23 protein-coding genes are annotated in these 26578 nt (G+C 64.7%); 10 read left to right on the top strand and 13 right to left on the bottom strand.

Features of this window, described 5'->3' with window-relative positions; translation table 11 throughout:
• The first annotated feature begins 347 nt into the window (after nt 1-347).
• Entirely contained in the window at nt 348-3950 is a 3603-nt protein-coding gene (locus U5A52_RS28915) for an indolepyruvate ferredoxin oxidoreductase family protein (RefSeq protein WP_321937118.1), read from the top strand.
• A gap of 94 nt (nt 3951-4044) precedes the next feature.
• Here U5A52_RS28915 and U5A52_RS28910 read toward each other — a convergent pair whose 3' ends face one another.
• Nucleotides 4045-6330: an NADP-dependent malic enzyme gene (locus U5A52_RS28910; protein WP_321937117.1), complete on the bottom strand. Its 2286-nt coding sequence runs from the start codon at nt 6328-6330 to the stop codon at nt 4045-4047.
• Between the two features lie 211 nt (nt 6331-6541).
• The gene (locus U5A52_RS28905) at nt 6542-7798 is read right to left on the bottom strand and encodes an MFS transporter (protein ID WP_321937116.1); all 1257 of its coding nucleotides are present in this window, start codon (nt 7796-7798) and stop codon (nt 6542-6544) included.
• Between the two features lie 368 nt (nt 7799-8166).
• On the opposite strand from U5A52_RS28905, the gene U5A52_RS28900 reads away from it, so the two are divergent.
• A complete protein-coding gene (locus U5A52_RS28900) occupies nt 8167-8853 on the top strand; it encodes an orotate phosphoribosyltransferase (protein ID WP_254318767.1) in 687 nt (228 codons plus the stop codon).
• Nucleotides 8854-8948: 95 nt separating this feature from the next.
• On the opposite strand, the gene U5A52_RS28895 is transcribed toward U5A52_RS28900, so the two are convergent.
• Complete coding sequence (locus tag U5A52_RS28895) at nt 8949-9656, bottom strand: response regulator transcription factor (RefSeq protein WP_321915275.1); 708 nt, start codon at nt 9654-9656, stop codon at nt 8949-8951.
• Between the two features lie 336 nt (nt 9657-9992).
• On the opposite strand from U5A52_RS28895, the gene U5A52_RS28890 reads away from it, so the two are divergent.
• From U5A52_RS28890 to argC, 3 genes are all read left to right on the top strand, one after another.
• Nucleotides 9993-10517 carry a YbhB/YbcL family Raf kinase inhibitor-like protein gene (locus tag U5A52_RS28890; protein ID WP_321937129.1) on the top strand — a complete coding sequence of 175 codons (525 nt, stop codon included), beginning with the start codon at nt 9993-9995 and terminating at the stop codon, nt 10515-10517.
• Between the two features lie 145 nt (nt 10518-10662).
• Entirely contained in the window at nt 10663-11244 is a 582-nt protein-coding gene (locus U5A52_RS28885) for a flavodoxin family protein (protein ID WP_321915276.1), read from the top strand.
• A gap of 158 nt (nt 11245-11402) precedes the next feature.
• Complete coding sequence (argC, locus tag U5A52_RS28880) at nt 11403-12350, top strand: N-acetyl-gamma-glutamyl-phosphate reductase (protein WP_321915277.1); 948 nt, start codon at nt 11403-11405, stop codon at nt 12348-12350.
• Nucleotides 12351-12588: 238 nt separating this feature from the next.
• On the opposite strand, the gene U5A52_RS28875 is transcribed toward argC, so the two are convergent.
• Nucleotides 12589-12954, bottom strand: coding sequence for a response regulator (locus U5A52_RS28875; RefSeq protein WP_321915278.1), 366 nt, complete (start codon nt 12952-12954; stop codon nt 12589-12591).
• 264 nt (nt 12955-13218) lie between these two features.
• Entirely contained in the window at nt 13219-14091 is an 873-nt protein-coding gene (locus U5A52_RS28870; RefSeq protein WP_321937115.1) for an NAD(P)-dependent oxidoreductase, read from the bottom strand.
• Between the two features lie 139 nt (nt 14092-14230).
• On the opposite strand from U5A52_RS28870, the gene U5A52_RS28865 reads away from it, so the two are divergent.
• Nucleotides 14231-15067, top strand: coding sequence for a Mut7-C RNAse domain-containing protein (locus U5A52_RS28865; protein ID WP_321937113.1), 837 nt, complete (start codon nt 14231-14233; stop codon nt 15065-15067).
• 117 nt (nt 15068-15184) lie between these two features.
• Entirely contained in the window at nt 15185-15469 is a 285-nt protein-coding gene (locus tag U5A52_RS28860) for a hypothetical protein (RefSeq protein WP_321915281.1), read from the top strand.
• Nucleotides 15470-15543: 74 nt separating this feature from the next.
• Here the strand turns inward: U5A52_RS28860 and U5A52_RS28855 are convergent, their stop codons facing one another.
• Nucleotides 15544-15765 carry a hypothetical protein gene (locus U5A52_RS28855; protein WP_321915282.1) on the bottom strand — a complete coding sequence of 74 codons (222 nt, stop codon included), beginning with the start codon at nt 15763-15765 and terminating at the stop codon, nt 15544-15546.
• A gap of 455 nt (nt 15766-16220) precedes the next feature.
• On the opposite strand from U5A52_RS28855, the gene U5A52_RS28850 reads away from it, so the two are divergent.
• Nucleotides 16221-17144, top strand: a complete 924-nt coding sequence (locus U5A52_RS28850) for a DMT family transporter (RefSeq protein ID WP_415774068.1) — start codon at nt 16221-16223, stop codon at nt 17142-17144.
• Nucleotides 17145-17587: 443 nt separating this feature from the next.
• Here the strand turns inward: U5A52_RS28850 and U5A52_RS28845 are convergent, their stop codons facing one another.
• From U5A52_RS28845 to U5A52_RS28815, 7 genes are all read right to left on the bottom strand, one after another.
• Nucleotides 17588-18088 carry a CinA family protein gene (locus U5A52_RS28845; RefSeq protein ID WP_321937109.1) on the bottom strand — a complete coding sequence of 167 codons (501 nt, stop codon included), beginning with the start codon at nt 18086-18088 and terminating at the stop codon, nt 17588-17590.
• A 118-nt stretch (nt 18089-18206) separates the two neighbouring features.
• Nucleotides 18207-18974 carry an SIR2 family NAD-dependent protein deacylase gene (locus U5A52_RS28840; protein ID WP_321937107.1) on the bottom strand — a complete coding sequence of 256 codons (768 nt, stop codon included), beginning with the start codon at nt 18972-18974 and terminating at the stop codon, nt 18207-18209.
• Between the two features lie 278 nt (nt 18975-19252).
• Nucleotides 19253-21079 (bottom strand): glutamine--fructose-6-phosphate transaminase (isomerizing), encoded by a 1827-nt coding sequence (gene glmS / locus U5A52_RS28835; protein WP_321937106.1) that lies wholly within the window; start codon nt 21077-21079, stop codon nt 19253-19255.
• A gap of 72 nt (nt 21080-21151) precedes the next feature.
• Entirely contained in the window at nt 21152-22513 is a 1362-nt protein-coding gene (gene glmU, locus U5A52_RS28830) for a bifunctional UDP-N-acetylglucosamine diphosphorylase/glucosamine-1-phosphate N-acetyltransferase GlmU (RefSeq protein ID WP_321937105.1), read from the bottom strand.
• Nucleotides 22514-22701: 188 nt separating this feature from the next.
• Nucleotides 22702-23673 carry a tRNA 2-thiocytidine(32) synthetase TtcA gene (ttcA, locus tag U5A52_RS28825; RefSeq protein WP_321915288.1) on the bottom strand — a complete coding sequence of 324 codons (972 nt, stop codon included), beginning with the start codon at nt 23671-23673 and terminating at the stop codon, nt 22702-22704.
• Between the two features lie 3 nt (nt 23674-23676).
• A complete protein-coding gene (locus U5A52_RS28820) occupies nt 23677-24072 on the bottom strand; it encodes a dihydroneopterin aldolase (RefSeq protein ID WP_321915289.1) in 396 nt (131 codons plus the stop codon).
• A gap of 203 nt (nt 24073-24275) precedes the next feature.
• The gene (locus U5A52_RS28815; RefSeq protein ID WP_321915290.1) at nt 24276-25133 is read right to left on the bottom strand and encodes an SDR family oxidoreductase; all 858 of its coding nucleotides are present in this window, start codon (nt 25131-25133) and stop codon (nt 24276-24278) included.
• Between the two features lie 13 nt (nt 25134-25146).
• Here U5A52_RS28815 and U5A52_RS28810 point away from each other — a divergent pair, with 13 nt between their 5' ends.
• Both U5A52_RS28810 and U5A52_RS28805 read left to right on the top strand, forming a co-directional pair.
• A complete protein-coding gene (locus U5A52_RS28810; protein ID WP_321937104.1) occupies nt 25147-26349 on the top strand; it encodes a class I SAM-dependent methyltransferase in 1203 nt (400 codons plus the stop codon).
• 18 nt (nt 26350-26367) lie between these two features.
• Nucleotides 26368-26562, top strand: a complete 195-nt coding sequence (locus tag U5A52_RS28805; RefSeq protein ID WP_321915292.1) for a DUF2905 domain-containing protein — start codon at nt 26368-26370, stop codon at nt 26560-26562.
• The last annotated feature ends 16 nt before the right edge of the window (nt 26563-26578 follow it).

Raw genomic sequence — 26578 nt, 5'->3', positions numbered from 1 at the left:
AGCCAGGGAAGCTGCGCGGTTCGCACAGGTGAGGGAGTTAGACAGGATATTCAAGACCGGTTCCCAGGCAGTGCAAGTTTTACACGTTGTTACTCCTCAGAGGAATTCGATACATCCTTTATTACACACGGGTTTCGGGCCGCTTGGTCGCTACGGCGCGACGGGTCCGAAACATGCAGCGCAGTGCGGCGCAGCGCTCCTGGCCTCGAAGCGGCGGGTTTATCCGAGTGCTACTATCGAAAGAAAGAAGCCAATATGGCGACCCCGGCCAACGCATTCACAAGATGCCGAGGCCCTGAAGTTCTGGCGATCCCACAACGGATTGGTTGGATGGAGGAAGACACATAATGAATGCCCCGCTAGACGCAGGTCAGCGCGCTTCGCTCGAAGCCGCACTCGCTTCCGTCACGCTCGACGATAAATACACCCTCGAACGCGGCCGCGCGTACATGAGCGGCATCCAGGCGCTGGTCCGCCTGCCGATGCTGCAGCAGGAGCGCGACAAGGCCGCCGGTCTCAATACCGCGGGGTTCATCTCGGGCTATCGTGGCTCGCCGCTCGGCGGTCTCGATCAGTCCCTCTGGAAGGCGAAGCAGCATCTCGCCGCGCATCAAATCGTATTTCAGCCAGGTGTGAACGAAGACCTCGCCGCGACCGCCGTTTGGGGCTCGCAGCAGGTGAACCTCTACCCGTCCGCGAAATACGATGGCGTGTTTTCGATGTGGTACGGCAAGGGCCCCGGCGTCGACCGCAGCGGCGACGTGTTCAAGCACGGCAACTCGGCAGGCTCCTCGCCTCACGGCGGCGTGCTCGTGCTCGCCGGCGACGACCACGCGGCCAAGTCGTCCACGCTTGCGCACCAGTCGGAGCACCTCTTCAAGGCCTGCGGCCTGCCGGTGCTGTTCCCGTCGAACGTGCAGGAATATCTCGATTTCGGCCTGCACGGCTGGGCGATGAGCCGCTATTCGGGCCTCTGGGTCGCGATGAAATGCGTGACCGACGTGGTCGAATCGTCGGCTTCGGTCGAGATCGACCCGCACCGCACGAACATCATCCTGCCCGAAGACTTCGCGATGCCCGAAGGCGGCCTGAACATCCGCTGGCCCGATCCGCCGCTCGTGCAGGAAGCGCGTCTGCTCGACTACAAGTGGTACGCAGGGCTCGCCTACGTGCGCGCCAACAAGCTCGACCGCATCGAGATCGATTCGCCGCATGCGCGCTTTGGCATCATCACCGGCGGCAAGGCGTATCTCGACGTGCGCCAGGCGCTCACCGACCTCGGTCTCGACGACGAAACCTGCTCGCGCATCGGCATCCGGCTCTACAAGGTGGGCTGTGTGTGGCCGCTCGAAGCGCAGGGCGCGCACGCCTTCGCGCGAGGCCTCGAAGAAATTCTCGTGGTCGAGGAAAAGCGTCAGATTCTTGAATACGCGATCAAGGAAGAGTTGTACAACTGGCCCGATGCGCAGCGCCCGCGCGTGTACGGCAAGTTCGACGAGAAGGACGGCGCCGGCGGCGAATGGTCAGTGCCGATGGGCAACTGGCTCCTGCCCGCGCACTACGAGCTGTCGCCGGCGATCATCGCGAAAGCGATCTCCACGCGGCTCGAAAAGTTCGAGTTGCCCTCCGACGTACGCGCGCGTATCGCGGCGCGCATGACGGTGATCGAAGCGAAGGAAAAGGCGCTCGCGAAACCGCGTGTGCAAGCCGAGCGCAAGCCGTGGTTCTGTTCCGGCTGCCCGCACAACACATCGACGAACGTGCCCGAGGGCTCGCGCGCGATGGCCGGGATCGGCTGCCACTACATGACCGTGTGGATGGACCGCAATACGAGCACCTTCAGCCAGATGGGTGGCGAAGGCGTGGCGTGGGTCGGCCAGGCGCCGTTCACGAACGACAAGCACGTGTTCGCCAACCTGGGCGACGGCACCTACTTCCACTCAGGGCTGCTCGCGATTCGCGCGGCGATCGCGTCGAAGGCGAACATCACCTACAAGATTCTCTACAACGACGCGGTGGCGATGACGGGCGGACAGCCCGTGGACGGCACGCTCACCGTGCCGCAGATCACGCATCAGGTCGCCGCCGAGGGCGCGGCGAAGATCGCGATCGTCACCGACGAACCCGAGAAGTACGAAGGTGAACCCGCTACGAAGCTCGCGCCGGGCGTAACGATTCACCATCGCGATCAGCTCGATGCGATCCAGCGCGAGTTGCGCGAGATTCCCGGCACGACGATCCTGATCTACGACCAGACCTGCGCCACCGAAAAGCGCCGCCGCCGCAAGCGCGGCACGTATCCGGACCCGGCAAAGCGCGTGGTCATCAACGAGGCCGTGTGCGAAGGCTGCGGCGACTGCTCGGTGCAGTCGAACTGCCTGAGTGTCGAGCCGCTCGACACCGAATACGGCACGAAGCGTCAGATCAACCAGTCCACCTGCAACAAGGACTTCTCGTGTCTGAAGGGCTTTTGCCCGAGCTTCGTGACGGTAGAAGGCGGCCAGTTGCGCAAGCCGAAGACGAGCAGCGTGGCGAACGACGCGATGCCGGGTGTGCCAACGCCCGACGTGCCCGCGATCGGCCGCCCCTACGGCGTGCTCGTGACGGGTGTGGGCGGCACTGGCGTGGTGACGATCGGCGCGCTGCTCGGCATGGCCGCGCACCTCGAAGCCAAGGGCGTGACCGTGCTCGACGTGACCGGCCTCGCGCAAAAGGGCGGCGCGGTGATGAGCCATGTGCAGATCGCCAACCAGCCCGGCGACATCCACGCCACGCGTATCGCCATGGGCGAAGCGAACCTCGTGATCGGCTGCGACGCCATCGTGACGGCGGGCGACGACTGCGTTTCGCGCATGCAGGAAGGTATGACGCACGTCGTGCTCAACAGCGCGCCCACGCCGACCGCCGAATTCATCAAGAATCCGCAGTGGCAGTTCCCGGGCTCCAACACCGAAGCCGATGTGCGCGCCGCAGCGGGCACGGACAACGTCGCGACCGTCGATGCGAACCGCTACGCGCTCGCGCTGCTCGGCGACGCGATCTACACGAACCCGTTCGTGCTCGGCTACGCGTGGCAAAAGGGCTGGCTGCCGCTCACGCACGAGTCGCTCGTGCGCGCGATCGAGTTGAACGCGGTGCAGGTCGAGAAGAATCTCGCGGCGTTCGAATGGGGCCGGCGCGTGGCGCACGATCGCGCGGCGGTGGATCAGCTCGTGAAAAAGCCGCTGCCCGAGCAGAACACCGATGCTGCCGGCGCGAAGATTGTCTCGCTGCATACGCCGAAAGCGCTCGACGCGCTCATCGACAAGCGCGCGCAGTATCTCGCCGCGTATCAGAACGAGGCGTATGCCGCACGCTATCGCGCGCTGGTCGCGGAAGTTCGCGCGGCCGAAGGCAAGCTCGACCGCCCTGACGGCCAGTTCACGCTCACCGAGGCCGTGGCCAAGAACCTGCACAAGCTGATGGCGTACAAGGACGAGTACGAAGTGGCGCGCCTTTATGCAGACCCGGCGTTCATCGAGAAGATCAAGGCGAGCTTCGAAGGCGACTGGAAGGTGAACTTCCATCTCGCACCGCCCTCGTTCGCGAAGCACGACGACAAGGGCCATCTGCTGAAGAAGCAGTACGGTCCGCGCATGCTGAGCGCCATGCGCGTGCTCGCGAAGCTCAAGTTCCTGCGTGGCACGGCGCTCGATCCGTTCGGCCACACCGAGGAACGACGTCACGAACGTGCGCTGATCGGCGAGTACGAGGCGCTGATGCGCGAAGTGATCGGCGGATTGAGCGGGGCGAATCTGCCGCTCGCAGTGGAGCTCGCGAATCTGCCCGACGCAATTCGCGGTTATGGCCACGTGAAGGAAAACAACCTCAAGGCTACGCGCGCGAAGTGGGCCACGCTGCTTGCGAAGTGGCGTTCACCGGAAAACGGCGCGGCTCGGCACGCGGCTTGATGCTTTCTTGAAGCCGTAAAACAAAGGGCGCTCCGTGGGGTCAATTCACCCTGCGGAGCGCCCTTTTCACATCAGGCGATTGCCGAAAGCGCGCTTACTTCGCCGCCGCCTTCGCTACGTTCGCATTAGCCGAAGCTACCGCCGTCATGTTGATGATGCGTCGCACGGTCGCCGCCGGCGTGAGGATGTGCACCGGCTTCGAAGCGCCCAGCAGGAACGGGCCCACCGTCACGCCTTCGCCGCCAATCACCTTCAGCAGGTTGTACGCGATGTTGGCCGCTTCCACGTTCGGCATGATCAGCAGGTTCGCTTCGCCCGTGAGCGTGGTGCCCGGGAACGACTGCTTGCGGATCAGCTCGGAGAGCGCCGCGTCGCCGTGCATTTCGCCGTCCACTTCGAGCTGTGGATCGCGTGCGGCGATCAGCTCGCGCGCGGCCTGCATGCGCTGGGACGTCGACGAACGCACGCTGCCGAAGTTCGACGACGAAAGCAGCGCCACCTTCGGCGTAATGCCGAACTTCTCGATTTCGCGCGAGGCGAGGATCGTCATGTCGGCGAGTTGCTCGGCGCTCGGCACTTCGTTCACGTAGGTGTCGCTGATGAAGATGTTGCGGCCCGGCAGCATCAGCAGGTTCATCGCCGCGTAGTTCTGCGCTTCCTTCGCCTTGCCGAACACCTGATCGACGAACTTGAGGTGATAGTCGAAGCTGTTTAGCAGGCCGCAGATCATGCCGTCGGCGTCGCCCAGATGCACGAGAATCGCGCCGATCAGCGTGTTGAACTTGCGCACCGAAGCCTTCGCCACGTCAGGCGTGATGCCCTGGCGCGCGCCGAGTTCGTGGTACGCCTGCCAGCTTTTCTGGAAGCGCGGATCGTCTTCCGGATCGACGATCTCGAAGTCGGTGCCCGGGCGCAGCTTCGAGCCCATCTTCTTCAGGCGCATTTCCACGACCGACGGACGGCCCACGATGATCGGCTTGGCGATCTTCTCGTTGAGCACGAACTGCGCGGCGCGCAGCACGCGCTCGTCTTCGCCTTCGGCAAACACAATGCGCGCGCAATTGGCCTTCGCCGCCGCGAACACGGGGCGCATGACCATGCCCGAGCGGTAGACCGTCGCACCAAGCTGCTCGCGGTAGGCATCCATGTCCTGGATCGGGCGCGTGGCCACGCCCGAATCCATCGCGGCCTGCGCCACGGCCGGCGCGATCTTGATGATGAGGCGCGGGTCGAACGGCTTCGGAATCAGGTATTCCGGGCCGAATTCGAGCGTGTGGCCTTCGTAGGCCTTCGCGACTTCGTCGCCCTGATCGGTTTCTTCAGCGAGTTCCGCGATCGCGCGCACGCACGCGAGCTTCATCTCTTCCGTGATGGTGGTCGCGCCCACGTCCAGCGCGCCGCGGAAGATGAACGGGAAGCACAGCACGTTGTTGACCTGGTTCGGATAGTCCGAACGGCCCGTGGCGATGATCGCGTCCGGGCGCACCTTCTTCGCTTCTTCCGGGCGGATTTCCGGCTCCGGGTTCGCGAGTGCGAGGATCAGCGGCTTGTCGCCCATTTCCTTGACCATCTCGGGCTTGAGCACGCCGGCGCTCGAGCAGCCGAGGAACACGTCTGCCGCCTTGATCGCGTCGCCAAGCGTGCGCGCTTCGGTGTTGGCCGCATAGCGCGCCTTCGACGGATCGAGGTTGCCGCGACCTTCGTAGATCACGCCCTTCGAGTCGGTGACGAGGATGTTCTCTTTCTTCAGACCCAGCTTCACGAGCAGGTCCAGGCACGCGATGGCCGCCGCGCCCGCACCCGAGCACACGAGCTTCACGCTGCCGAGTTCCTTGCCCACGACCTTCAGGCCATTGAGGATCGCAGCGGATGCAATGATGGCCGTGCCGTGCTGGTCGTCGTGGAAGACGGGAATCTTCATGCGCTCGCGCAGCTTCTGCTCGATGTAGAAGCACTCGGGCGCCTTGATGTCTTCGAGGTTGATGCCGCCGAGCGTGGGCTCGAGCATCGCGATGGCGTCGACCAGCTTGTCCGGGTCCAGTTCGTCGAGTTCGATGTCGAAGACGTCGATGCCTGCGAACTTCTTGAAGAGGCAGCCCTTGCCTTCCATGACCGGCTTGGCCGCGAGCGGGCCGATGTTGCCAAGGCCGAGCACGGCCGTGCCGTTCGTCACGACGCCGACGAGGTTGGCGCGCGAGGTGTACTTCTGCGCATCGAGCGGGTCGGCGTGGATCGCCTCGCAAGCCGCCGCGACGCCCGGCGAGTACGCAAGCGAAAGATCGAGCTGGTTGGAGAGCGGTTTGGTCGGCGTGACCGAGATCTTGCCGGGCTTCGGATTCTGGTGATACGCGAGCGCGCTTTGCTTCAGTTGTTCATCCATTTTCAGGCCTGCCTGGACATGAGAGACGTGAGAGAGAGAATCTTTTATGGTCGTAGGCCCGCCGGTTCGCGCGGCACGAGCGTTCCAGCAGGGCCGATTAGTGTACACCTGGCGTCGTTCGCGTCCACGTGGGTCAAAGACTGATACCGGGAATTCGCAGGGCCGATACTGCGGCCGCGCGCAGCGCTTTCGTCTGATCGATGCGCCGTGCTTAGTCGAGCGCCGCGCCGCGCCGTTCGGGGATCAGGAAGAGGGTCGCGAGGATATCGAGCCCGTAGATGGCGGCGAGCATGCCGAGCGCCGCCGTGAAGGAATAGCGCGCGGCCAGCGCGCCCACGGCGAGCGGCCCGAAGCCGCCCACGGCGCGGCCGATGTTGAACAGCACGTTCTGCGCGGTGGCGCGCGCGGCGGTCGGGTACAGCTCGGAAATGAGCGCGCCATAGCCGCCGATCATGCCGTTGACGAACACGCCCATCGCCGCGCCGCCGATCAGCAGCGCAAACGGCGTGGAAAGCTGCGCGTAGACGAACACCATGATTACGGCGCCGGCTTGATAGAACAGGAAGGCGGGCCGGCGGCCGAACCGGTCGGCTGCGATGCCGAAAAGCCAGATGCCGAGCGCCATGCCGGCAACCGTCGCCGCGGTCCAGAGCCCCGACTTCGTGAGCGAATAGCCGAAGGACTTCGAAAGGTAGGCGGGCAGCCAGATCATCAGACCGTAGTAGCCGAAGTTCTGCACCGAGCACAGCACGGCGACGCCCAGGCTCGCGCGCGCAGTGCGCGCATCGGCCACGAGCATGCGCAGCGCGCGCGGGCGCTCGGCCTTCGCCGCGACAGCCACGCGCTGCGCATGCGCGACGAAAAGCTCGGGCTCCTCCACGCGTCGGCGCACCACGAACGACACGACCGCCGGAAGCAGCCCGATGGCGAACATGCCGCGCCAGCCGATCAGCGGGAGCAGCAGCGGCGTGAGCAGCGCTGCGGCCAGCACGCCCACTTGCCAGCCGAGCCCGACATACGACGACGCCCGCGCGCGCAAGTGTGCGGGCCACGCCTCGGCAACGAGCGCCATGCCAATGCCGAATTCGCCGCCCAGCCCGATGCCCGCGATCGTCCGGTAGACGAGCAGGTCGCCGTAGCCGCGCGCCAGCGCGCACATGCCGGTGAAGACGGCGAACAGCAGGATGGTCCACGTGAGCACGCGCACGCGCCCGTAGTGGTCGCTCAAAAGCCCGAAGACGATGCCGCCCACCACCGCGCCGACGAGCGTCCACGTGACGAGCGCGCCCGCCTGCGCGCCCGAAAGATGCAGATCGGCGCTGATCGCTGGCAGCATGAAGCCGAGCATCAGCAGATCGAAGCCGTCCATGGCGTAGCCGAGCACCGAAGCGACGAGCGCACGCAAGGCGTGGCCGCGCGGGGTGGCGGCCGGGTTGGCAGAGGCTCCGGGCGGAGAAACGGCGGTCATGTGGGCAATCCTGAGAAACGTGCGCTGACGGGGAACGCAAACCGGCGTGAGTGTAAAGGCGTGGCCGGGCCGTCACAACCGCGCTGCAAGGCGCGAACATCGCGGCGCCGCTGGTGTTCGCGCCCCACATCACTGTCGGCAGTTGCCATCGCAACTCGTCGGCGATCGTCAAGTCGGGTAAAATACCGGCCTACGCGCGCAAGAGAAGCCGTCCGGACCGGGCGAGTCGTCCTGACCGATGTTGTCAGACGATCCACGCCTCCGGGCCGCGCACCGCAGGCGCCGAAGCCACGCTTCGAGCCTGCCGTGCCAGCGCCACCGGGCCACGCGCCCACCCTCCTCCCGCACTCATATCCAAGGATTCGCCCATGACAGGCTACGATCGCCAGACGATCTCGGACGCAACCGCGAAAATGCTGCTCGAAGTGAAGGCCGTGCACTTCAACGCCGAAAAGCCCTTCATCTTCACCTCCGGCTGGGCGAGCCCGGTCTATATCGACTGCCGCAAGCTGATCTCGTACCCGCGCGTGCGCCGCGGCCTGATGGAAATGGCCGAAGCCACGATCCTGCGCGACGTCGGCTACGAGCAGATCGACGCCGTGGCCGGCGGCGAAACCGCGGGCATCCCGTTCGCGGCATGGCTCTCCGACCGCCTGATGGTGCCCATGCAGTACGTGCGCAAGAAGCCGAAGGGTTTCGGCCGCAATGCGCAGATCGAAGGTCTGCTCACCGAAGGCCAGCGCGTGCTGCTCGTCGAAGACCTGACCACCGACAGCCGCAGCAAGATCAACTTCATCAACGCGCTGCGCACGGCCGGCGCGCAGGTGAACCACTGCTTCGTGCTGTTTCACTACAACATCTTCAAGGAAAGCGTCTCGGTCCTGAAGGACATCGACGTCGACCTGCACGCACTCGCTACGTGGTGGGACGTGCTGCGCGTCGCCAAGCAATCGGGCTACTTCGAAACGAAGACGCTCGACGAAGTCGAGAAATTCCTGCACGCACCGGCTGAGTGGTCGGCGGCGCACGGCGGCGCAACGTCGGCACCGCAGTAAGCGCACTCGCCGCGCAAGTTCGAGCGCATAGCAAAAAGGCCATCTGCCTCATGGGGCAGATGGCCTTTTTTTCTGGCCGGGGCCGCGCTGCGGGTTCAATGCGCCGCGTGTGCCTCACCGCCCTCGTCAGGCACATCGGGCGCGTGCGATGAGAGATTCAGCAAACCATTGCTCTGCGCGTACTGGAAAAGTTCGGAATCTCGATCGAGTCCGAGCTTGCGCATCGCCGTATTTTTTTGAGTACTGATGGTCTTAATGCTTCGGCTCAGTTTCTCGGATATTTCCTTAATCGTCATACCCGAAACAAAGAGTCGTACGACTTCGAGTTCTCGCTTTGAGAGAATCACTTCATCGGTTTTCCCGCCGCTATTGATGCGCAATTGATCGAGCGCAACCTTTACCTGCGGGCTCATATATTCGAGATTGCGACTCACATGCTGGACCGCGAGGCCAATGTGGCTTAGGTCGTCGGACTTGTGCACCACCGCGATCACGCCTAGCTCGCCCAGGCGTTTGAGCAGCGCGGCATTTTCGAGCATCGTCAGGACAACGATGGGAACATTCGGGAAGTTGCGCCGCAGGTAGCCGATGAGCGGCAAGCCGTCGCCGTACTGACCGCCCGGCATGGCAAGGTCGGTGACCAGCACGTCGCAGGGAACCGTTTGTAGCGCCTTGACGAGTTCCGTGGACTGACGAGCGCGGCCAACGACCTGGATCCCAGGAAAATTGAGCAGTGCATGTTCCGCACCAAACAAGATCACCGGATGATCGTCGGCGACTACGACCCTGATTGGTTGCTGCATTACCCCTCCCTGTAGGCAAACCTGCTTCTCTCTCCGGCGCGAGGCCATCCCATAGTTCGCTTCTTGTTGCTGGCGCCCGACGGCTTCACGTGCCCAAGCAGGAGAATATATGACTATAGCGGAATCCTCCCGCTCATTCTGTACGCGCGCAGGCGAAAGCTCGCTCGTTTATACCGCTATATTGAATCAAATTCGGACTAGGGAACAAATCAAACCTTTCCTTCAGGACTACGTGGCCCGAATTTCACAAACATACAGGAGAACTCGCTGATGCGTACTCCCTATGACTTTGAGCCAGGTTGCGCGCGCCGCTCAGGCGTATTCAAGTGGCTCGCCATGGCGAGCGCCGTTACGATCGCCAACCTAGCCTACGCAGGCGAAAGTTTCATCATATCGAGCGCCGACTTCAGTGACGGCGGAAAAATCGGACCACGCCAGATTTTCAACGATGCAGGCTGCAAGGGGCCGAACCAATCGCCAAGCTTGACCTGGCGCAATGCTCCTGCAACTACGCGCAGTTTCGCCATTACGATCTTCGATCGCGACGCACCAGGGCGCGGCTGGTGGCACTGGGCCGTCGCGAATATCCCCGCAAGCGTGACGAGCCTGCCGGAGAACGCCAGTGCTTCGGGCGCGCTACACAAGCTCGGCGCGATCGAGGCCCGCAACGACTTCAACGTCGACGGCTATGGGGGACCGTGCCCGCCGCCGGGCAACCCCCATCGCTATGTCGTCACCGTCTACGCACTGAACATCGATACGCTCCCGCTCGCGCAAGGCCGCCCCGCGGCGCTATTCGATCGCGAGATTCGCGGCTCGACGCTCGCAAGCGCGCAAATCACGGTGACGTACGGCCGCTGACCGGGAGCGGCTGTGTGCGGCTCGCAGCCGATGCGCCATGCGACGGATGCTGCAGCACGGAACTGTTTAAGATGATGCGTTCCGTTTCAGCGACGCGCGGGTTGGAGCGCTGCGCATCGTCCCCACCCCTTGAATGGAGTTGCCCATGTCCCGGATCGTCATTGCGTATCACAGCGGCTACGGCCACACGAAGAAACTAGCGGAAAACGTACTGGTGGGGCTGCAAGGCGCAGGTGCCGACGCAACGATGATCGCCGTGAACGAGATCGACGATGCGGGCTGGGCGGCGCTCGACGCCGCCGACGCGATCGTGTTCGGCGCGCCCACCTACATGGGCGGACCGTCCGCCGACTTCAAGAAGTTTGCAGACGCGAGTTCGAAGGCATGGTTCACGCAAAAGTGGAAGGACAAGATCGCTGCGGGCTTCACCAATTCGGCGACCATGAATGGCGACAAGTTTTCGACCATCCAGTATTTCGTCACGCTGGCGATGCAGCATGGCATGGTCTGGACCGGTACCGGCATGATGCCCGCCAACACGAAGGCCGCCACGCGCAACGACGTGAACTTCGTGGGCGGCTTCACCGGGCTGCTCGCGCAGTCGCCGGCCGACGCCTCGCCGGACGAAGCGCCGCCCGCAGGCGACCTCGAAACGGCGCGCGCCTTCGGCGTGCGTGTTGCCGCTGTGACCGGGCGCTGGCTGGCCGGCCGCGCAGCGAACGCCTGAACCTCTGCCTTATGGGCCCACGCCGGGTGAGCCCCGGGTAAGCCCCGATTTTTTTCCAGGCGCCGTCACACGTGTGGCGGCATGACGTCTTAAAATACCGTTCCAGCGCCGCCCCGGGTGATGGCGCCCCGCAATTCCCCGCGTTCAGAGAGACTGAGATGAGCACGAAAGTTTTTGTCGACGGACAGGAAGGCACGACCGGCCTGAAGATTTTTGAATACCTGTCGCCGCGCACCGACGTCGAGATCCTGCGTATCGACGACGCGAAGCGTAAGGACGTCGAGGAACGCCGCCGTCTCATCAACGCTTCGGACGTGACGTTCCTGTGCCTGCCCGACGTCGCCTCGCGCGAGTCGGCCTCGCTCGTCGAAAACGACCGCACCGTCCTCATCGACGCGAGCACGGCGTTTCGCACCCAGGCCGACTGGGCGTACGGCCTGCCCGAGCTGACGAAAGCCCAGCGCGACAAGGTGCGCCAATCGAAGCGCATCGCGGTGCCGGGCTGCCACGCTTCGGCGTTCATCCTGGCCATGCGCCCGCTCGTCGAAGCCGGCCTCGTCGCGCCGGAATTCGCCGCGCACAGCTACTCGCTCACCGGCTACAGCGGCGGCGGCAAGAAAATGATTGCGGAGTACGAAGCGGGCGGCAACGCAAAGCTCGCGAGCCCGCGCCCCTACGCGCTCGGCCTCACGCACAAGCATCTGCCGGAAATGTCGGTGCACGGCGGCCTGAAGTCGGCGCCGGTGTTCACGCCGATCGTGGGGCCGTTCTACAAGGGCCTTGCGGTCACAACCTATTTTTCGCCGAAGCAGCTCACGCGCGGCGCAAAGCCCCAGGACGTGCAGGCGCTCTTCGCCGAGTACTATGCGGGTGAGCCATTCGTGCGCGTGGCGCCCTTCAACGCCGACGAAAACCTCGACGCCGGCATGTTCGACGTTCAGGCGAACAACGACACGAACCGCGTGGACCTGTTCGTATTCGGCAACGACGAGCAGTTCGTGACCGTTGCGCGCCTCGACAACCTCGGCAAGGGCGCATCGGGCGCGGCGATCCAGTGCATGAATCTCGCGATCGGCGCGGCCGAGAATACCGGCCTGCATGCCTGAAGCACGCGCGGTTTCCAGCGCAAACAAAAAACCGGCTCAGTGAGCCGGTTTTTTTACGTCCCATGTTTTGCGTCGATGCAAAACCTGCAGACGAAAAAAAGCCCGCCAATGTTTGGCGGGCTGAATCCATATCAGAGGAGACATGGAGGAGACAAGAAGCAGTATATCGACTAGCGTGATGCAATGCAACATGTAAAGTAGTGCGCACCCTGAATGTTGCGTCACAACAACATATTCGTCATTGTCCTGTCATGGACAGGATGAACATCAACTGATCGAGCCCCACAGGCCGCACGAGGTGCACATCGAAGCCTGCTGCGAGCGCCTCGTCGCGGTGGCGCGACTCGCCCCAGCCCGCGAGCGCGATCAGCAGCGGCGCGCGCTCGCCGCTAACCGCGCGCAATTGCCGCACGATCGTTCCGGGCTCGTCCTGCACGAGCGAAAGCGCCACGATCGCCACATTGGGCGCACCGCGCGCCGCAAGATCGAACGCTTCGTCGAGCGTGCGAGCCGCAGATACGTCGTAGCCAAGATCGGTCAGCAAGGTGCTGAGCCCGTCCAGCGACTTCTCGTCGTTGTCGGCGATCAGGATGCGCGTCTCCATCCGCCGTTCTCCTACCCTGAAATTGGCCTCGCAGCCGGATCTCCCGTTCGATCCGGTGCGCGCCCTGTCGTCGTCATCGGTTCCCCGCCCCACTTCGCGGGCGGCGCCGCAAACCCGGCCGCCGTCCGTCAAGATGCGCCACATTGTGCTCAGCCGGCCGACAGGACTTTGTGCGTCACCGCGCGGTCGTCTGAAGATTTTGATCGCAAAACGCCCGCGAACGTTCGCCGGACCTCATTGCACCCCGATATTCACGCAGTCTCGTCAACCACGGCCCGCGCGCCGCGCAGCCACCTTGCCGAGCACGGCGAAATCGCGCTCGCCGTCGCCGTGCGCCACGGCTTCGAGCAGGCTGTCGCGCAGCACGCTCGCGAGCGGCATCGGCGTCGCGGCGGCGTCCGCGGCGGCCAGTGCGAGCCGCACGTCCTTCAGGCCAAGGCGCGCCTTGAAGAGCGCGGGCTCGTAGCGCCGCTGCGCGATCATGCCGCCGTAGCCCGCATACACTGGGCCCGGAAACGGGCCGCCTGTCACGACGTCGAGGAAGTCGCGCATCGCGACGCCGTAGCCGTCGAGCAGCGCCGCCGCCTCGCCGAGCGACTCGACCGCCGCAGCGAGCATGAAGTTCGCGGCGAGCTTCATCACGTTCGCCTGCTGAGGGACGGCGCCCACGCGCCATGTTTTCTGACCGATCACGTCGAACAGCGGCTGTACGCGGTCGATCGCCTCGGTCGCCCCAGCCGCCATGATCGTGAGTTTCGCCGCCTGCGCGGCGTCCGGGCGCCCGAGCACCGGCGCCGCCACGTAGTGCAAACCGCGCCCGGCATGGGCATGCGCCAGCGTTTCGGCCAGTTCGACGGAAATGGTCGCCATGTTCACGTGCACGAGGCCGGGCTGTGCGCGATCGAGCAGCGCCGAGTCGATGACCTCGCGCAGCGCGGCGTCGTCGGCGAGCATCGAGAGCACGGCGTCACCCGCGAAGGCCTCGCCCGGCGTGGCGACGATGCGCGCGCCCGCGTCGGCAAGCGCCTGCGCCTTCGCAGCCGTGCGATTCCACACGCGCACCGTGTGGCCCGCCTTCAGCAGATTGCCGACTATCGCGCCGCCCATTTCGCCAAGACCGATAAAACCGATGTCCATCGCCTGCTCCTTCCATGAAAAACAAGGGGAAACCCGCGCAAAGGTGCAGTACAGCACAACACGGGCCGCGCTGCAGGCGGCTACTCACGCCGCGCGAACGCACGCACGCGCTCCGGCAGGCGGTGCGATACTACTTTGCATGGTCACCGCCACCTTTCGCTTTTATGAGGAGCTGAACGACTTTCTTGCGCGGCCGCTGCGCCGGCGTGCGTTTAGTTGCGCCTGCGCGCGCAATGCCACGGCGAAACACATGATCGAAGCGCTCGGCGTGCCGCATACCGAAGTCGAATTGATCCTCGTGAACGGCGAATCGGTGGGATTCGATCATCCGCTCGCAGATGGCGACCGCGTGGCCGTCTACCCGAAGTTCGAAGCGCTCGACATCCGCCCGCTGCTGCGCGTGCGCGATGCGCCGCTGCGCGAACTGCGCTTTGTCGCCGACGCCCATCTTGGCGGCCTCGCGCAACTCCTGCGGCTAGCGGGTTTCGATACGCTCTACGACAACCACTTCCCCGACGACGAGATCGAGGCGCTCGCCGCCGCCGAGCATCGCATCGTGCTCACGCGCGACCGCGAACTGCTCAAGCGGCGCAGCATCACGCACGGCTGCTACGTGCGTGCGCTCAAGCCGCGCGCCCAGGTCCACGAGATTTTCGAGCGGCTCGACCTCGCGGCGAGCGCGCGGCCGTTCCGGCTCTGCCTCCTGTGCAACGCGCCGCTGCGGCCCATCGAGCGCGCCGCGGTCCGCGAGCGCGTGCCCGCGGGCGTCTACGACCGGCAAACGCGCTTTGTGACCTGCGACGTGTGCCAGCGGGTGTTCTGGGAAGGCTCGCACTGGCAGCGCATGCGCACGCTGATCGACGGCCTCACGCGCCCCGCGGACGACGCGCACGCGGCACACGACGGGCACGACGGGCACGACGGGCACAATCGGCACAACGGCCATGAAGGGCCGGATCGCGGCGGCAGCGCGTAGTGGTATTCACGGGTACTCGATGCGGCCCAAAGGCGCTCAAGAGGCACGTAACCGCAATGGACTCACGCAGGCGTTTGCGTACAATGCGCGCCACCGCCCAACACCGGAGCACGACATATGGCCATGAAGAAAACCGACCTTGAGAAGAACAAGGCGCTGAAACTAATGCAAGCAACGCACAAGAACGGACCCGACCGCTTTGGCAAGGGTTCGGCGCAGCCGGCGCTGGACCGCCGCGAACAGCGCAAGCTGGACCAGGCGCAGGGGCTCGTGCCGTTTGCGTGCAAGCTCAACGCCGATCTCGTCGAGAAGCTGAAGGCTCGCGCCGAGGGCCACCCCGGCGGCGTGAACGGCCTGCTCACCGAATTGCTGGAAGCCGGGCTCGCAAGCGAAGCGTCCTGAACGCCCCCCTGCGGCGAGCGCGCAAAAAAAAAGCCAGAGCAAATGCTCTGGCTTTTTTATGGCTGAAAGGCGCTTTAGTTAGCTTGGCCCTTGTCTGCCGTACCCGCAGCCGATGCGCCTTCCGACACAGCGGCGCGCTTGCCGTGGTGCTTCAGTTGCTTGTGCTGCTTCTTGGCCTTGGCCGGTGCGCTAGCTGCCGGTGCGGTTGCAGCCGGAGCCGAAGCGTCTTGTGCGAATGCGTGAGCCGTAACCAGTGCGAACGATGCTGCGATGAGCGAGGCGAGAATCTTTTTCATCTGTTGTTCCCCAAACCTGACAAATAATGACCGGCACGTTGTGAATTAGAACAGCTGGAAAACGCGAAACGATCCGCTTGCCGATCTGGGCGGGCGTTTCGCGCGAAGCAGTATTACGCAGCGTAGGGCGTTTGTCATCCGCTAATGCCCGGGTGTATTTTCCGGGAGACAATTCCCTTTCAATTCGGATACGATCGCCATTTACGCGTTCGTTTTCCGGAAGTTCGTTGTCTTTTCACGTAATACGCTGAATCGGCCTGCCCCGCACGAATTCGGGCCAGATTACCGCCCGACTCAGATGCAATCGCGAAAAAATGGGCAATCCGCCCCTTGCGCAACAGGACACCGCGCGCCATTGGCGCCAACCGTCGAAAACGCTGTCGCGCCCGTTCCCCGCGAAAAGAGATCTCCGCTTGCAATCCGCTACCCGCCGCCACCTGCGCGCCAATCTGCTCATGCTGATCGCCGCCCTCATCTGGGGCTCGGCCTTCGTCGCCCAGCGACTGAGCCTCGACGCCATCGGCCCGTTCCTGTTTACCGGCCTGCGCTTCCTGCTGGGCGCCGGCGTCGTCGCCTGCTTCTTGCTGGCACGCGGCCGCGCCGGTGGCCGCCCGGCTGCTGGCCGCGGCAACGCGCCGGCCCCGGCGCTCTTCAACGGTGCGCTGGTGCGCTCGGGCACCGTGCTCGGCCTCGTGCTGGCCGTCGCTATTTCGCTTCAACAGATCGGGCTCGGCTACACGAAAATCGCCAACGCCGGCTTCATCAGTTCGCTCTATGTCGTGATCGTGCCGATACTTGGCGTGCTGCTGCGTCATCGCACGGGCATCGGCACATGGGTCGGCGCTGCGCTCGCTGCGGTTGGGCTCTACTTCCTCAGCATCAACGAGCATTTTTCGGTGATGTACGGCGACTGGTTCCAGCTCGGCTGCGCACTCGTGATCTCGATCCAGGTCATGCTCGTGGGCCACTACGCGCCGCGGCACGACCCGCTCGCGCTCTCGATCGTTCAGTTCGTCGCCTGCGGCGTGGTGTGTCTCGCGATCGGACTCGTGTGCGAACCGCTGCGCGCGGCCGACATCGTGCGCGCCGCGCCCACTATCCTCTATGGCGGCGCGCTTTCGGTGGGCATCGGTTATACGCTGCAGGTCGTCGCGCAGCGTGACGCCGCGCCCGCGCACGCCGCCGTGATCTTCAGCATGGAAGGCGTATTCGCCGCGCTCGCGGGCTGGGCCGCACTCGGCGAAACGCTCACGCCGCGCGCACTCGCCGGCTGCGCGCTCATGCTCGCCGGCTTGCTCGCCTGCCAGCTGCTGCCAGCCTGGCAAGCGCGCCAGCGCGCCCGGCAGCGCACAACAGTGAAGCCTGTCGAAACAGCGTAAAACGCGCCATAGTTTTGCGGCGTTGATATCGCGCTCTACAGTTCTTTTTGACGAATGGCGTCGCTAACAGGCGGCGCCATTTTTTTTCGTGTGGATAACGCGTGATTGCGCCGCGCCGGGCCAGGTTATCCACGTCCACCTCTGGACAACCTGGGGACGACCTGGCGAACGACCTGTGGACCACTTCTTGATAACTACGCACCTGGCGTTGCGGCCTGAAAAGTTATCCCAGGAGCTCGCAACGCGTACATGTTTTGTCCGCATGGCTATCCGTTTCGCATCGGTATGAGCCAACAGGTAATTTCCCGGTTGTCCACAGTTAATGCCAGGACTTGTTAACTGCTACTACTTATAAATATAAATACTGAAAAGACTATGGGGAAAGCCGCGACGCTCGCTGCGCTCGCGTGCTGCGCATTCGCGCAGGTCATTGCGCTTCGCGTTTATTCGCGCGCGAAAACACCATCGACGAATTGCGGCAAGCCGAGCAAGGCGATCCGCGCGATCGATCTGCGGATCTCGCTGCGTCTACCGGAAAGACGCACTGTCTCGCCCGCGCTATGCACGCGGCCGCCTTCGCTGCACGCCCATGCGAGGCAATGCGTCACGGCCACACCTGGCTCGTGGTCTTCATTGGCAAGCCAGCCGACGCTCGCCAACGCAACGCTCGCGCGTCCTGCGCTGCGCGCAAGCGCGCCCTCGGCCGTTTCGCGCGCGACCGCCTCGCTAACGAGTCCGTGACGCGCGATCGTCTGCGTATTCACGCCGGGCAGCGCCGCAAGCGCCGCTGCTGAATGCGCCACGTAACCGAGATCGAGACAACCTGAAGTCCCGCGCTGGTCGGCCATCATCGAGCCGATCGCACCCGCCGTGCAGGTCTCGACGCTCACGAGCACGAGCGAGCGCGACATCAGATAGCCGGCGATCTGCTTCGTAATGTTCATGGCACCAGGAGATGAAAAGGGAAAAAGCGAGTGTCGCACGCATGCGCACATGAAAAAGGGCGTGCCTCCCGAGGAGGCACGCCCTTGCTGAATGCATCGCGTGAGTACAACGTGGGCGTTAGCCGCCCGCCATTATTTGCTCGATAGTCGGCTCGAGATGGACCAAACCGATGGTCGCGGGCTTGGCTTCGACAACGCCAAAGCATTCCGTGCGGCGCGGCGCCGGATCGACGAGAAAATTGCGCGCGTAATGCCCGCAACGCTCCGGCGGCAGGAGCCGCTCGGGCGGGATCACCTCGAACGCCGTCCCTACGGCGATGAAAAGATCGTCAGGTGTCATGTCGCGCTGAATGCGCCAGAGCGTCTCGTACTCGGGCGCGGCCTCGTTGAAGAACACCACGCCCGGCTTCACGCCCTCCACCTGCCCGCACGACGGACAGGCGGCCTGGGGATCGAGCGCCCGGCCGGAGGTCGGGAAGCGATAGTCGCAGTCGGTGCACAGAAGCGAAATCATGTCGCCGTGCAGATGCGTGACCTGACGCGCGCCGGCCTGCTCGAGCATGTCGTCGATGTTCTGCGTGACGAGATGCACGCGCTCCGTGCCCCAGCTGTCCTGCCACTTCGCGAGCAACTCGTGGGCGGCGTTCGGACGCGCGTCGCTGCATTCGGCAATGCGTTGGTTGTAGAAACGGAAAACCGCGGGTCGGTTGCGGCGCCACGTGAGGTAGTTGCAAACCTCGTCGATGCTCGCGTGGGACCAGATGCCGTCGCCGGTGCGGAACGTCGAAATGCCGCTCTCCGCCGAGAGCCCTGCGCCGGAAAACACGAACAGGCGGGGGAGTCTGCCGGACTGCCCAGGTTGCCGGGGTTGCGCCACGTTTGCCACTTTCGCCTCCTTGATCGAACGGCGACATTATGACCTTACAGCAGCGTTTCGGCTGAGGGACGCAATGGCGATTGCACTCACGGTCTCAACGAGCGCACTACGCTGCCTCTGAGGCGTCCCAGGGCGTCAGAGCATCCTGGCGGGCGCGGCGAACCACGGCAGCCGCCTGTGCGGCCTCTCAACGGCTCCTGCTGCGATCGACGAAACAAAAAAGGGATGCCGTAGTGGCATCCCTTTTTCAACAAGCACAAACAAGCACAATCAGCGCGCGATAAACCTCACTCCACCGTCACCGACTTCGCGAGGTTACGCGGCTTGTCCACATCGGTGCCGCGCACGCACGCCGTGTGATACGCGAGCAGTTGCAGCGGCACGACGTGCAGGATCGGCGAAAGCAGCCCGTAGTGCTCCGGCATGCGAATCACGTGAATGCCGTCTTCGCTCGTGATGTGCGTGTCGGCATCGGCGAACACATAAAGCTGGCCGCCGCGCGCGCGCACTTCCTGCATGTTCGACTTGAGCTTTTCGAGCAGCGCGTCGTTGGGCGCCACCGTCACCACGGGCATCGCCTCGGTCACGAGCGCCAGCGGTCCGTGCTTGAGCTCGCCTGCCGGATACGCCTCGGCGTGGATGTACGAGATTTCCTTGAGCTTGAGCGCGCCTTCGAGCGCGATCGGGTAGTGCAGCCCGCGCCCGAGGAACAGCGCGTTTTCCTTGCGCGCGAACTCTTCCGACCACGCGATGATCTGCGGCTCCAGCGCGAGCACGCCGTTGAGCGCGGCCGGCAGGTGGCGCAGCAGTTTCAGATGCGCGGCTTCCTGCTCGGCATTCACGTGACCGCGCAGCTTACCGAGCGTGACGGCAAGAATGAAGAGGCCAACGAGCTGCGTGGTGAAGGCCTTCGTCGACGCCACGCCAATCTCGCGCCCCGCGTGCGTGAGGAACTTGAGTTCAGTGAGGCGCACCATCGCGCTCGTCGCCACGTTGCACACCGCGAGCGTGTGTTCCATGCCGAGCGACTGCGCGTGCTTGAGCGCGGCGAGCGTGTCGGCGGTTTCGCCCGACTGCGAGATCGTCACGACGAGCGCGCGCGGATTCGGCACCGACTCGCGATAGCGGTATTCGCTCGCGATCTCGACATCGGTGCGGATCTTCGCCACCGACTCGAGCCAGTACTTCGCCGTGAGGCCCGCGTAATAGCTCGTGCCGCACGCGAGAACCAGGATGCTGTCGATGCCCTTGAACACCTCGCCCGCGTTGTCGCCGAACAGATCGGGCGTGAACGCGTCGGTGGCGGGAATCGTGTCCGAGATCGCGCGCGGCTGCTCGAAGATTTCCTTCTGCATGTAGTGGCGATACGGGCCGAGATCGACCGCGCCGCCGTATGCGCCATAGGCCTGCACGTCGCGCACTTCGCGCGTCACGATGTTGCCCGCGCGATCGGCAATGCGCACGCCTTCCAGCGTGATCTCACACACATCGCCTTCTTCCAGATAACTGATGTGCTCGGCGCTGCCCGCAATGGCGAGGCCGTCCGACGCGATGAAGTTCTCACCCTTGCCATAGCCCACCACGAGCGGCGAACCGGCGCGCGCGCCGACCACCGTATGCGGCTGGCTCTTGTGCACCACGCCGATCGCATACGCGCCCGCGAGCTGCTGCACGGCCGCGCGCACGGCGGCGAACAGGTCGCCTTGGTACAGGCTGTGGATCAGGTGGGCGATGACTTCGGTGTCGGTTTGCGAAACGAACTCGTAGCCCTTCGCGCGCAGCATTTCGCGCAGCGACTCGTAGTTCTCGATGATGCCGTTGTGCACGATCGCGAGCGTGTCGCGCGAGAAGATCGGGTGTGCGTTGTTCACCGTGGGCGCGCCGTGCGTCGCCCACCGCGTATGCGCGATGCCGGTCACGCCTTCGAAGTGAGCCTCGCTAACCTGCTCGTCGAGTTCGGCCACGCGGGCGACGCTGCGCACGCGCTGCGGGCCGTCGGCCGTCACGACGGCCACGCCGCACGAGTCGTAGCCGCGATATTCGAGGCGCCGCAGTCCTTCGATCAGGACGGGAACGATATTACGTTGCGCAACCGCGCCGACGATGCCGCACATGGATTCGATCCTTTGCAATGAGAGGCGTGGGCGCCGCGCGTTTTCACGCGAGCGGCGCCGGGTTTCAACCGTTCAGTTCTTTTTCTTGACCGGCCGAACGTAGCCGGTTTTCGCGATCTGCGTTTTCTCGTTGAGCACGAGCGTGGCTTCAGGCACGTCCTTCCACACCGTCGTGCCCGCTGCGATGGTCACGCCGCGGCCCACGCGCACGGGCGCGACGAGCTGCGTATCCGAACCCACGAACACGTTGTCCTCGATGATCGTGCGGTGCTTGTTCGCGCCGTCGTAGTTGCAGGTGATGGTGCCCGCGCCGATGTTCACGCCCGCGCCCACGTCGGCGTCGCCGACGTAGCTCAGGTGATTCGCCTTCGAGCCCACGCCGATGTTCGCGTTCTTCACTTCGACAAAGTTGCCCACGTGCACGTCGTCGGCGAGCTTCGCGCCGGGGCGCAGCCGCGCATAGGGACCTAGCACCGCGTTCGCGCCAACCGCGGCGTTTTCGATGTGCGTGTAGGCGTCCACGCGCGTGCCCGCGCCGATCGACGCGCTGCGAATCACGCAGTTCGGGCCCACGCTCACGTTGTCCGCCAGCGTCACCTCGCCTTCGAACACGCAGTTCACGTCGATGAACACGTCGCGCCCGCATTTAAGCGAGCCGCGCACGTCGATGCGCGCCGGGTCCGCGAGCGTGACACCCGCCACGAGCAGCGCCTCGGCCAGCGTGCGCTGATGCACGCGCTCGAGTTCGGCAAGCTGCTGCTTGCTGTTCACGCCGAGCGTTTCCCATTCGTCGTCGGGCTGCGCGGTCACGGCCGGATGACCGGCGGCGATTGCGGCTTCCACGACATCGGTGAGGTAGTACTCGCCCTGCGCGTTGTCGTTCCTGAGCGCCGCAAGCCAGCCCGCGAGCGGCGCGGTAGGCGTCACGACGATGCCGGTGTTGATCTCGGCGATCTTGCGCTGGGCTTCGTTCGCGTCTTTCTGCTCGACGATGCGCTCGACCTGGCCCGCCGCGTCGCGCACGATGCGGCCGTAGCCAGTCGGGTCGTCGAGCGCGACGGTCAAGATGCCGTAGCCGTTCTCACCCGCGGTATCGACCAGACGCTCGAGCGTGGAAGCGCGCGTGAGCGGCACGTCGCCGTAGAGCACAAGCGTGGGCACGTTCGCGTCGAGCAGCGGCAGCGCCTGCGCGAGCGCGTGGCCCGTGCCGAGCTGCTGCGCCTGCAGCGCGAACTGGACGTCGGGCGCGCCAACGGCTTCGCGCACGGCTTCGCCGCCATGGCCGACCACGACGACGAGTCGGGTGGGCGACAGCGTGCGGGCAGTATCGATAACGTGCGAGAGGAGCGGCTTGCCGGCGAGCGGATGGAGCACTTTCGGCAGCGCGGAGTGCATGCGTTTGCCCATGCCTGCCGCGAGGATCACGATGTTCATTGCATCAGTGACTGAATAAGGAATGAAGCGGCTGATTTTAGCATGCGGGATATCCCCGACACGCCGGCCAGGCGGGCTCTCGTGCCCCGATAAACACTGTTTTACAACTGCTTTTCAGGACATCGGCCCGAAATGAAAAACGCTCCGACTTGGGGTCGGAGCGTTTAAGGCAAAACCACAGGGAAGGCTCAAAGATCGTCGAACGGCGTGAACTTGATGGCCGTGCCTTCGGCAGGCGCCGCGTCGGTCGAGCACGGCTCCTCGTCGAACGCGATATCGCCGGCCGGATCGGCCACGCCCGTTGCGCGCAGGTCCGCGAAGTTGAACAGGTTTGCGTCCATGAGGTGCGAGGGCACGACGTTGCCGAGCGCGTTGAACATGTTCTCCACGCGGCCCGGGAAACGCTTGTCCCACTCGCGGATCAACGCTTTCATCTCCGCGCGCTTCAGGTTCGGCTGGCTGCCGCACAGGTTGCACGGAATGATCGGGAATTCGCGCAGCACCGCGTACTTTTCGAGATCGGTTTCCTTCACGTACGCGAGCGGGCGGATCACGACGTTCTTGCCGTCGTCCGACTGCAGCTTGGGCGGCATGCCCTTGAGCTTGCCGCCGTAGAACAGGTTCAGCAGCAGCGTTTGAAGGATGTCGTCGCGATGATGGCCGAGCGCGATCTTGGTCGCGCCCAGTTCGCCCGCCACGCGGTACAGAATGCCGCGGCGCAGGCGCGAGCACAGCGAGCACGTGGTCTTGCCCTCGGGCACGAGACGCTTGACGATGCTGTACGTGTCCTGGTTCTCGATGTGGTACGGCACGCCCACCTTGTCGAGGTACTCGGGGAGCACGTGCTCCGGAAAGCCCGGCTGTTTCTGGTCGAGGTTCACCGCGACGATGTCGAAGTCGATCGGCGCGCGCTCGCGCAGGCGCAGCAGCACGTCGAGCATCGCGTAGCTGTCCTTGCCGCCCGAGAGGCAGACCATGACCTTGTCGCCGTTCTCGATCATGTTGTAGTCGCCAATCGCCTGGCCGACCTGACGCACGATGCGCTTGAACAGCTTGTTGTTCTCGTAGGCTTCCTTCTGCTCGCGGCGCGTGAGCGCCTGGCGGCCGGTGCCTTCGGTCGCGGCTTCCTCGCCAACGGGGAGCGTTTCGGGGGCGTTCATGAATCAGTCCTCTTTGATGCGAAAGACCTCGACGCCCACCGCGTCGCAGTCCGGATAAACGTCGGGCTTCTCGGTCGAGACGCGCACCGCGCGCACGCGTTCGTGCGAGAGCAGCGCTGCGGCGAGATCGTCGCAAAGCGTCTCCTGCAGATGGATATGGCCCTTGCCCACGCGTTCGGCAACGGTCGAGCGCATGAAGTCGTAGTCGACGACTTCGCGCAGCTTGTCCTCGTGCGGCGTGCTCGTAGCGAGCGGCACGAACAGATCGACATTGATGACGACGCGCTGTTCGCCGCGCTTTTCGAAGTCATGCACGCCGATGTTGATGTGCACTTCGTAGTCGCGCAGGAAAAGCCGGCGGCAATCGGCCAGCCGGGGGTGAAGCAAAACGGTGGACATACAGGTTCCAGTCGATAAAAGCGTGCGTTCGTTCGCACGTATGCCGGCGCGGCGCGCCCGGCGGGTCGTTCAGCCGGTCTGCAAAGCCGCTCGTGCGCGGCGGCTTGCGTTCCTTTGTCTTCGTTAGCACCGCGGGCTCGCAGTCGTGCGCGCAGCGGGCTATGCATTTAGTTGCAAATCTTGATGCAACCCACGTTTGGGCTTTAGTTGCCCGTCAAAAACATTACGTCGCGCGGCAGCGGCACGAGGTGCTGGCCGCCGTCCACGACGAGCGTCGTGCCCGTCACGCCCGAAGCCCGTGCGAGATACAGCGCGGCTTCCACGAGATCCGCAGGCCGCGACGCGCGCTTGAGCGGCGTGACCTGGTGCGCGGCCGCGAAGCTCTCCGGCGTCTGGTCGCCCGACTGCAGCGTGAGGCCGGGCGCGAGCCCCACCACGCGCACCTTCGGCGCGAGCGCCTGAGCGAGCGCGACGGTGGCATTCTGCAACGCGGCCTTCGTCAGCGTGTACGACAGATAGTCGGGATTCATGTTGTACAGCTTCTGGTCGAGCACGTTGATCACACACGTGCGCAGCGTCTCGTCGTCCACCGCTGCCTCGGGCGTTGCCTCGTACAGCATGCGCGCCAGCACGAGCGGCGCCCCCACGTTGATCGCCATGAGCTGCAGCAGCTTCGTGTAGCCCACATCCCGCGCGGTGTCTTCGTCGAAGCGCGACGCATTGTTAAGCACGCACGCAGGACGGCCGAGCGCCGCGGCGCAGTCCGGGACGAGCCGCGCCACCTGCGCTTCGTTGCCGAGGTCGGCGTGCAGCGCCACGGCCCTGCGGCCCAGCGCAGCGATTTGCGCGACGACTTCGTCGGCGGCCTCGCGCGACTCGCCGTAGTGCACCGCGACGTCCCAGCCGCGCGCCGCAAAGCCGAGCGACAGCTCGCGGCCAATGCGGCGTGCGCCGCCCGTCACCAGCACAACGGGCGCCTGGGCATTGGAATCGGGGCGCGATCCTTCGCCGGATGTGCTCAGGTCGGCGTCAGCCGGGCGGATGCCGGGAGTTGCGCTCATTTACAATGCGGGGATGAATCCGAAAGCTCACGAACCCGATAGTTTACCTGTTCCCGAGCCGATCGCGCTCGCGCAGTCCGAGGCGCTCGCGGCCACGCTGCGCGCCGAGATCGCGGCGGCGGGCGGGTGGCTCCCGTTCGACCGCTACATGGAGCGCGTGCTCTATACGCCGGGGCTCGGCTACTACAGCGGCGGAGCACGCAAGTTTGGCCTCTTCGCCGACGACGGCAGCGACTTCGTGACCGCCCCTGAACTTTCACCGCTTTTTGCCGCGACGCTCGCGCGCGCCGTGGGCGAAGCGCTCGCCGCCAGCGGCACGCATCGCCTGATGGAATTCGGTGCGGGCACGGGCCGCCTCGCCGCGGGTGTGATGCTCGCACTCGACGCCGCAGGCGTGCCGTTCGACGCCTACGCCATCGTCGATCTGTCGGGCGAGCTGTGTGAGCGCCAGCGCGAGACCATTGCGCAGCTCGCGCCGGCGCTCCTCGATCGCGTGACGTGGCTCGACGCGCTGCCTGCGCAGTTCGAAGGCGTCGTGATCGGCAACGAGGTGCTCGACGCCATGCCGGTGCGCCTGTTCGCGCGCAAGGACGCCGTGTGGCATGAGCGCGGCGTGAGCGTGAACGCGCAAGGCGCCCTCGCCTTCGCCGATCAGCCTGCGAATTCGGGACGCGACGCGGGCTGGGCACACAGCGCGCTCGCCGGTGTGGACGGCAGCGAAGACTACGTGAGCGAAACGCACGAAGCCGCGCTCGCGTTCACGCGCACGGTCTGCACGATGCTCAAGCGTGGCGCGGCGTTCTTCATCGACTATGGATTTCCGCGCCACGAGTACTACCATGCGCAGCGCGCGCAAGGCACGCTGATGTGCCACTACCGGCACCGGGCGCACGGCGACCCGTTCCTCTATCCGGGCTTGCAGGACATCACCGCGCACGTGGAATTCTCGGGCATTGCCGAAGCGGGTGTCGAAGCGGGCGCGGACCTGCTTGGCTACACCACGCAGGCGCGCTTTCTGATGAACGCGGGCATTACCGAAGTGCTCGGCGAAATCGATCCGCGCGACCCGCAGCGCTTCCTGCCTGCCGCGAACGCGGTGCAGAAACTCGTTTCCGAAGCGGAGATGGGTGAGCTATTCAAGGTGATCGCGTTTTCGCGCGGCATCGACGAGACCATCGCGGCGTTCGCGCGCGGCGACCGCAGCCACACACTCTGACGCTCACGCCACGCGACCATGATCCGCTGGTTCCTCACCACCTTCATCGCTGTCGCGATTCTCTCCAGCGCGCAGCCGTGGCTCAAGAAGCTCGGCATCGGGCGGCTGCCCGGCGACATCACGCTGCGCATTTTCGGCCGCGAGTATCCGCTGCCGTTCATGTCGACGCTCGTGCTTTCGATGGCGCTCTCGTTTCTCGTGCGCGTGCTCTGAGCGAGCGCGCGCAACG

This window comes from Paraburkholderia sp. J8-2 (assembly GCF_905220195.1).
GTDB lineage: Bacteria > Pseudomonadota > Gammaproteobacteria > Burkholderiales > Burkholderiaceae > Paraburkholderia.
Note: the sequence above shows the minus strand (reverse complement) of the source record. Positions and strands in the feature narration are given on the sequence as shown.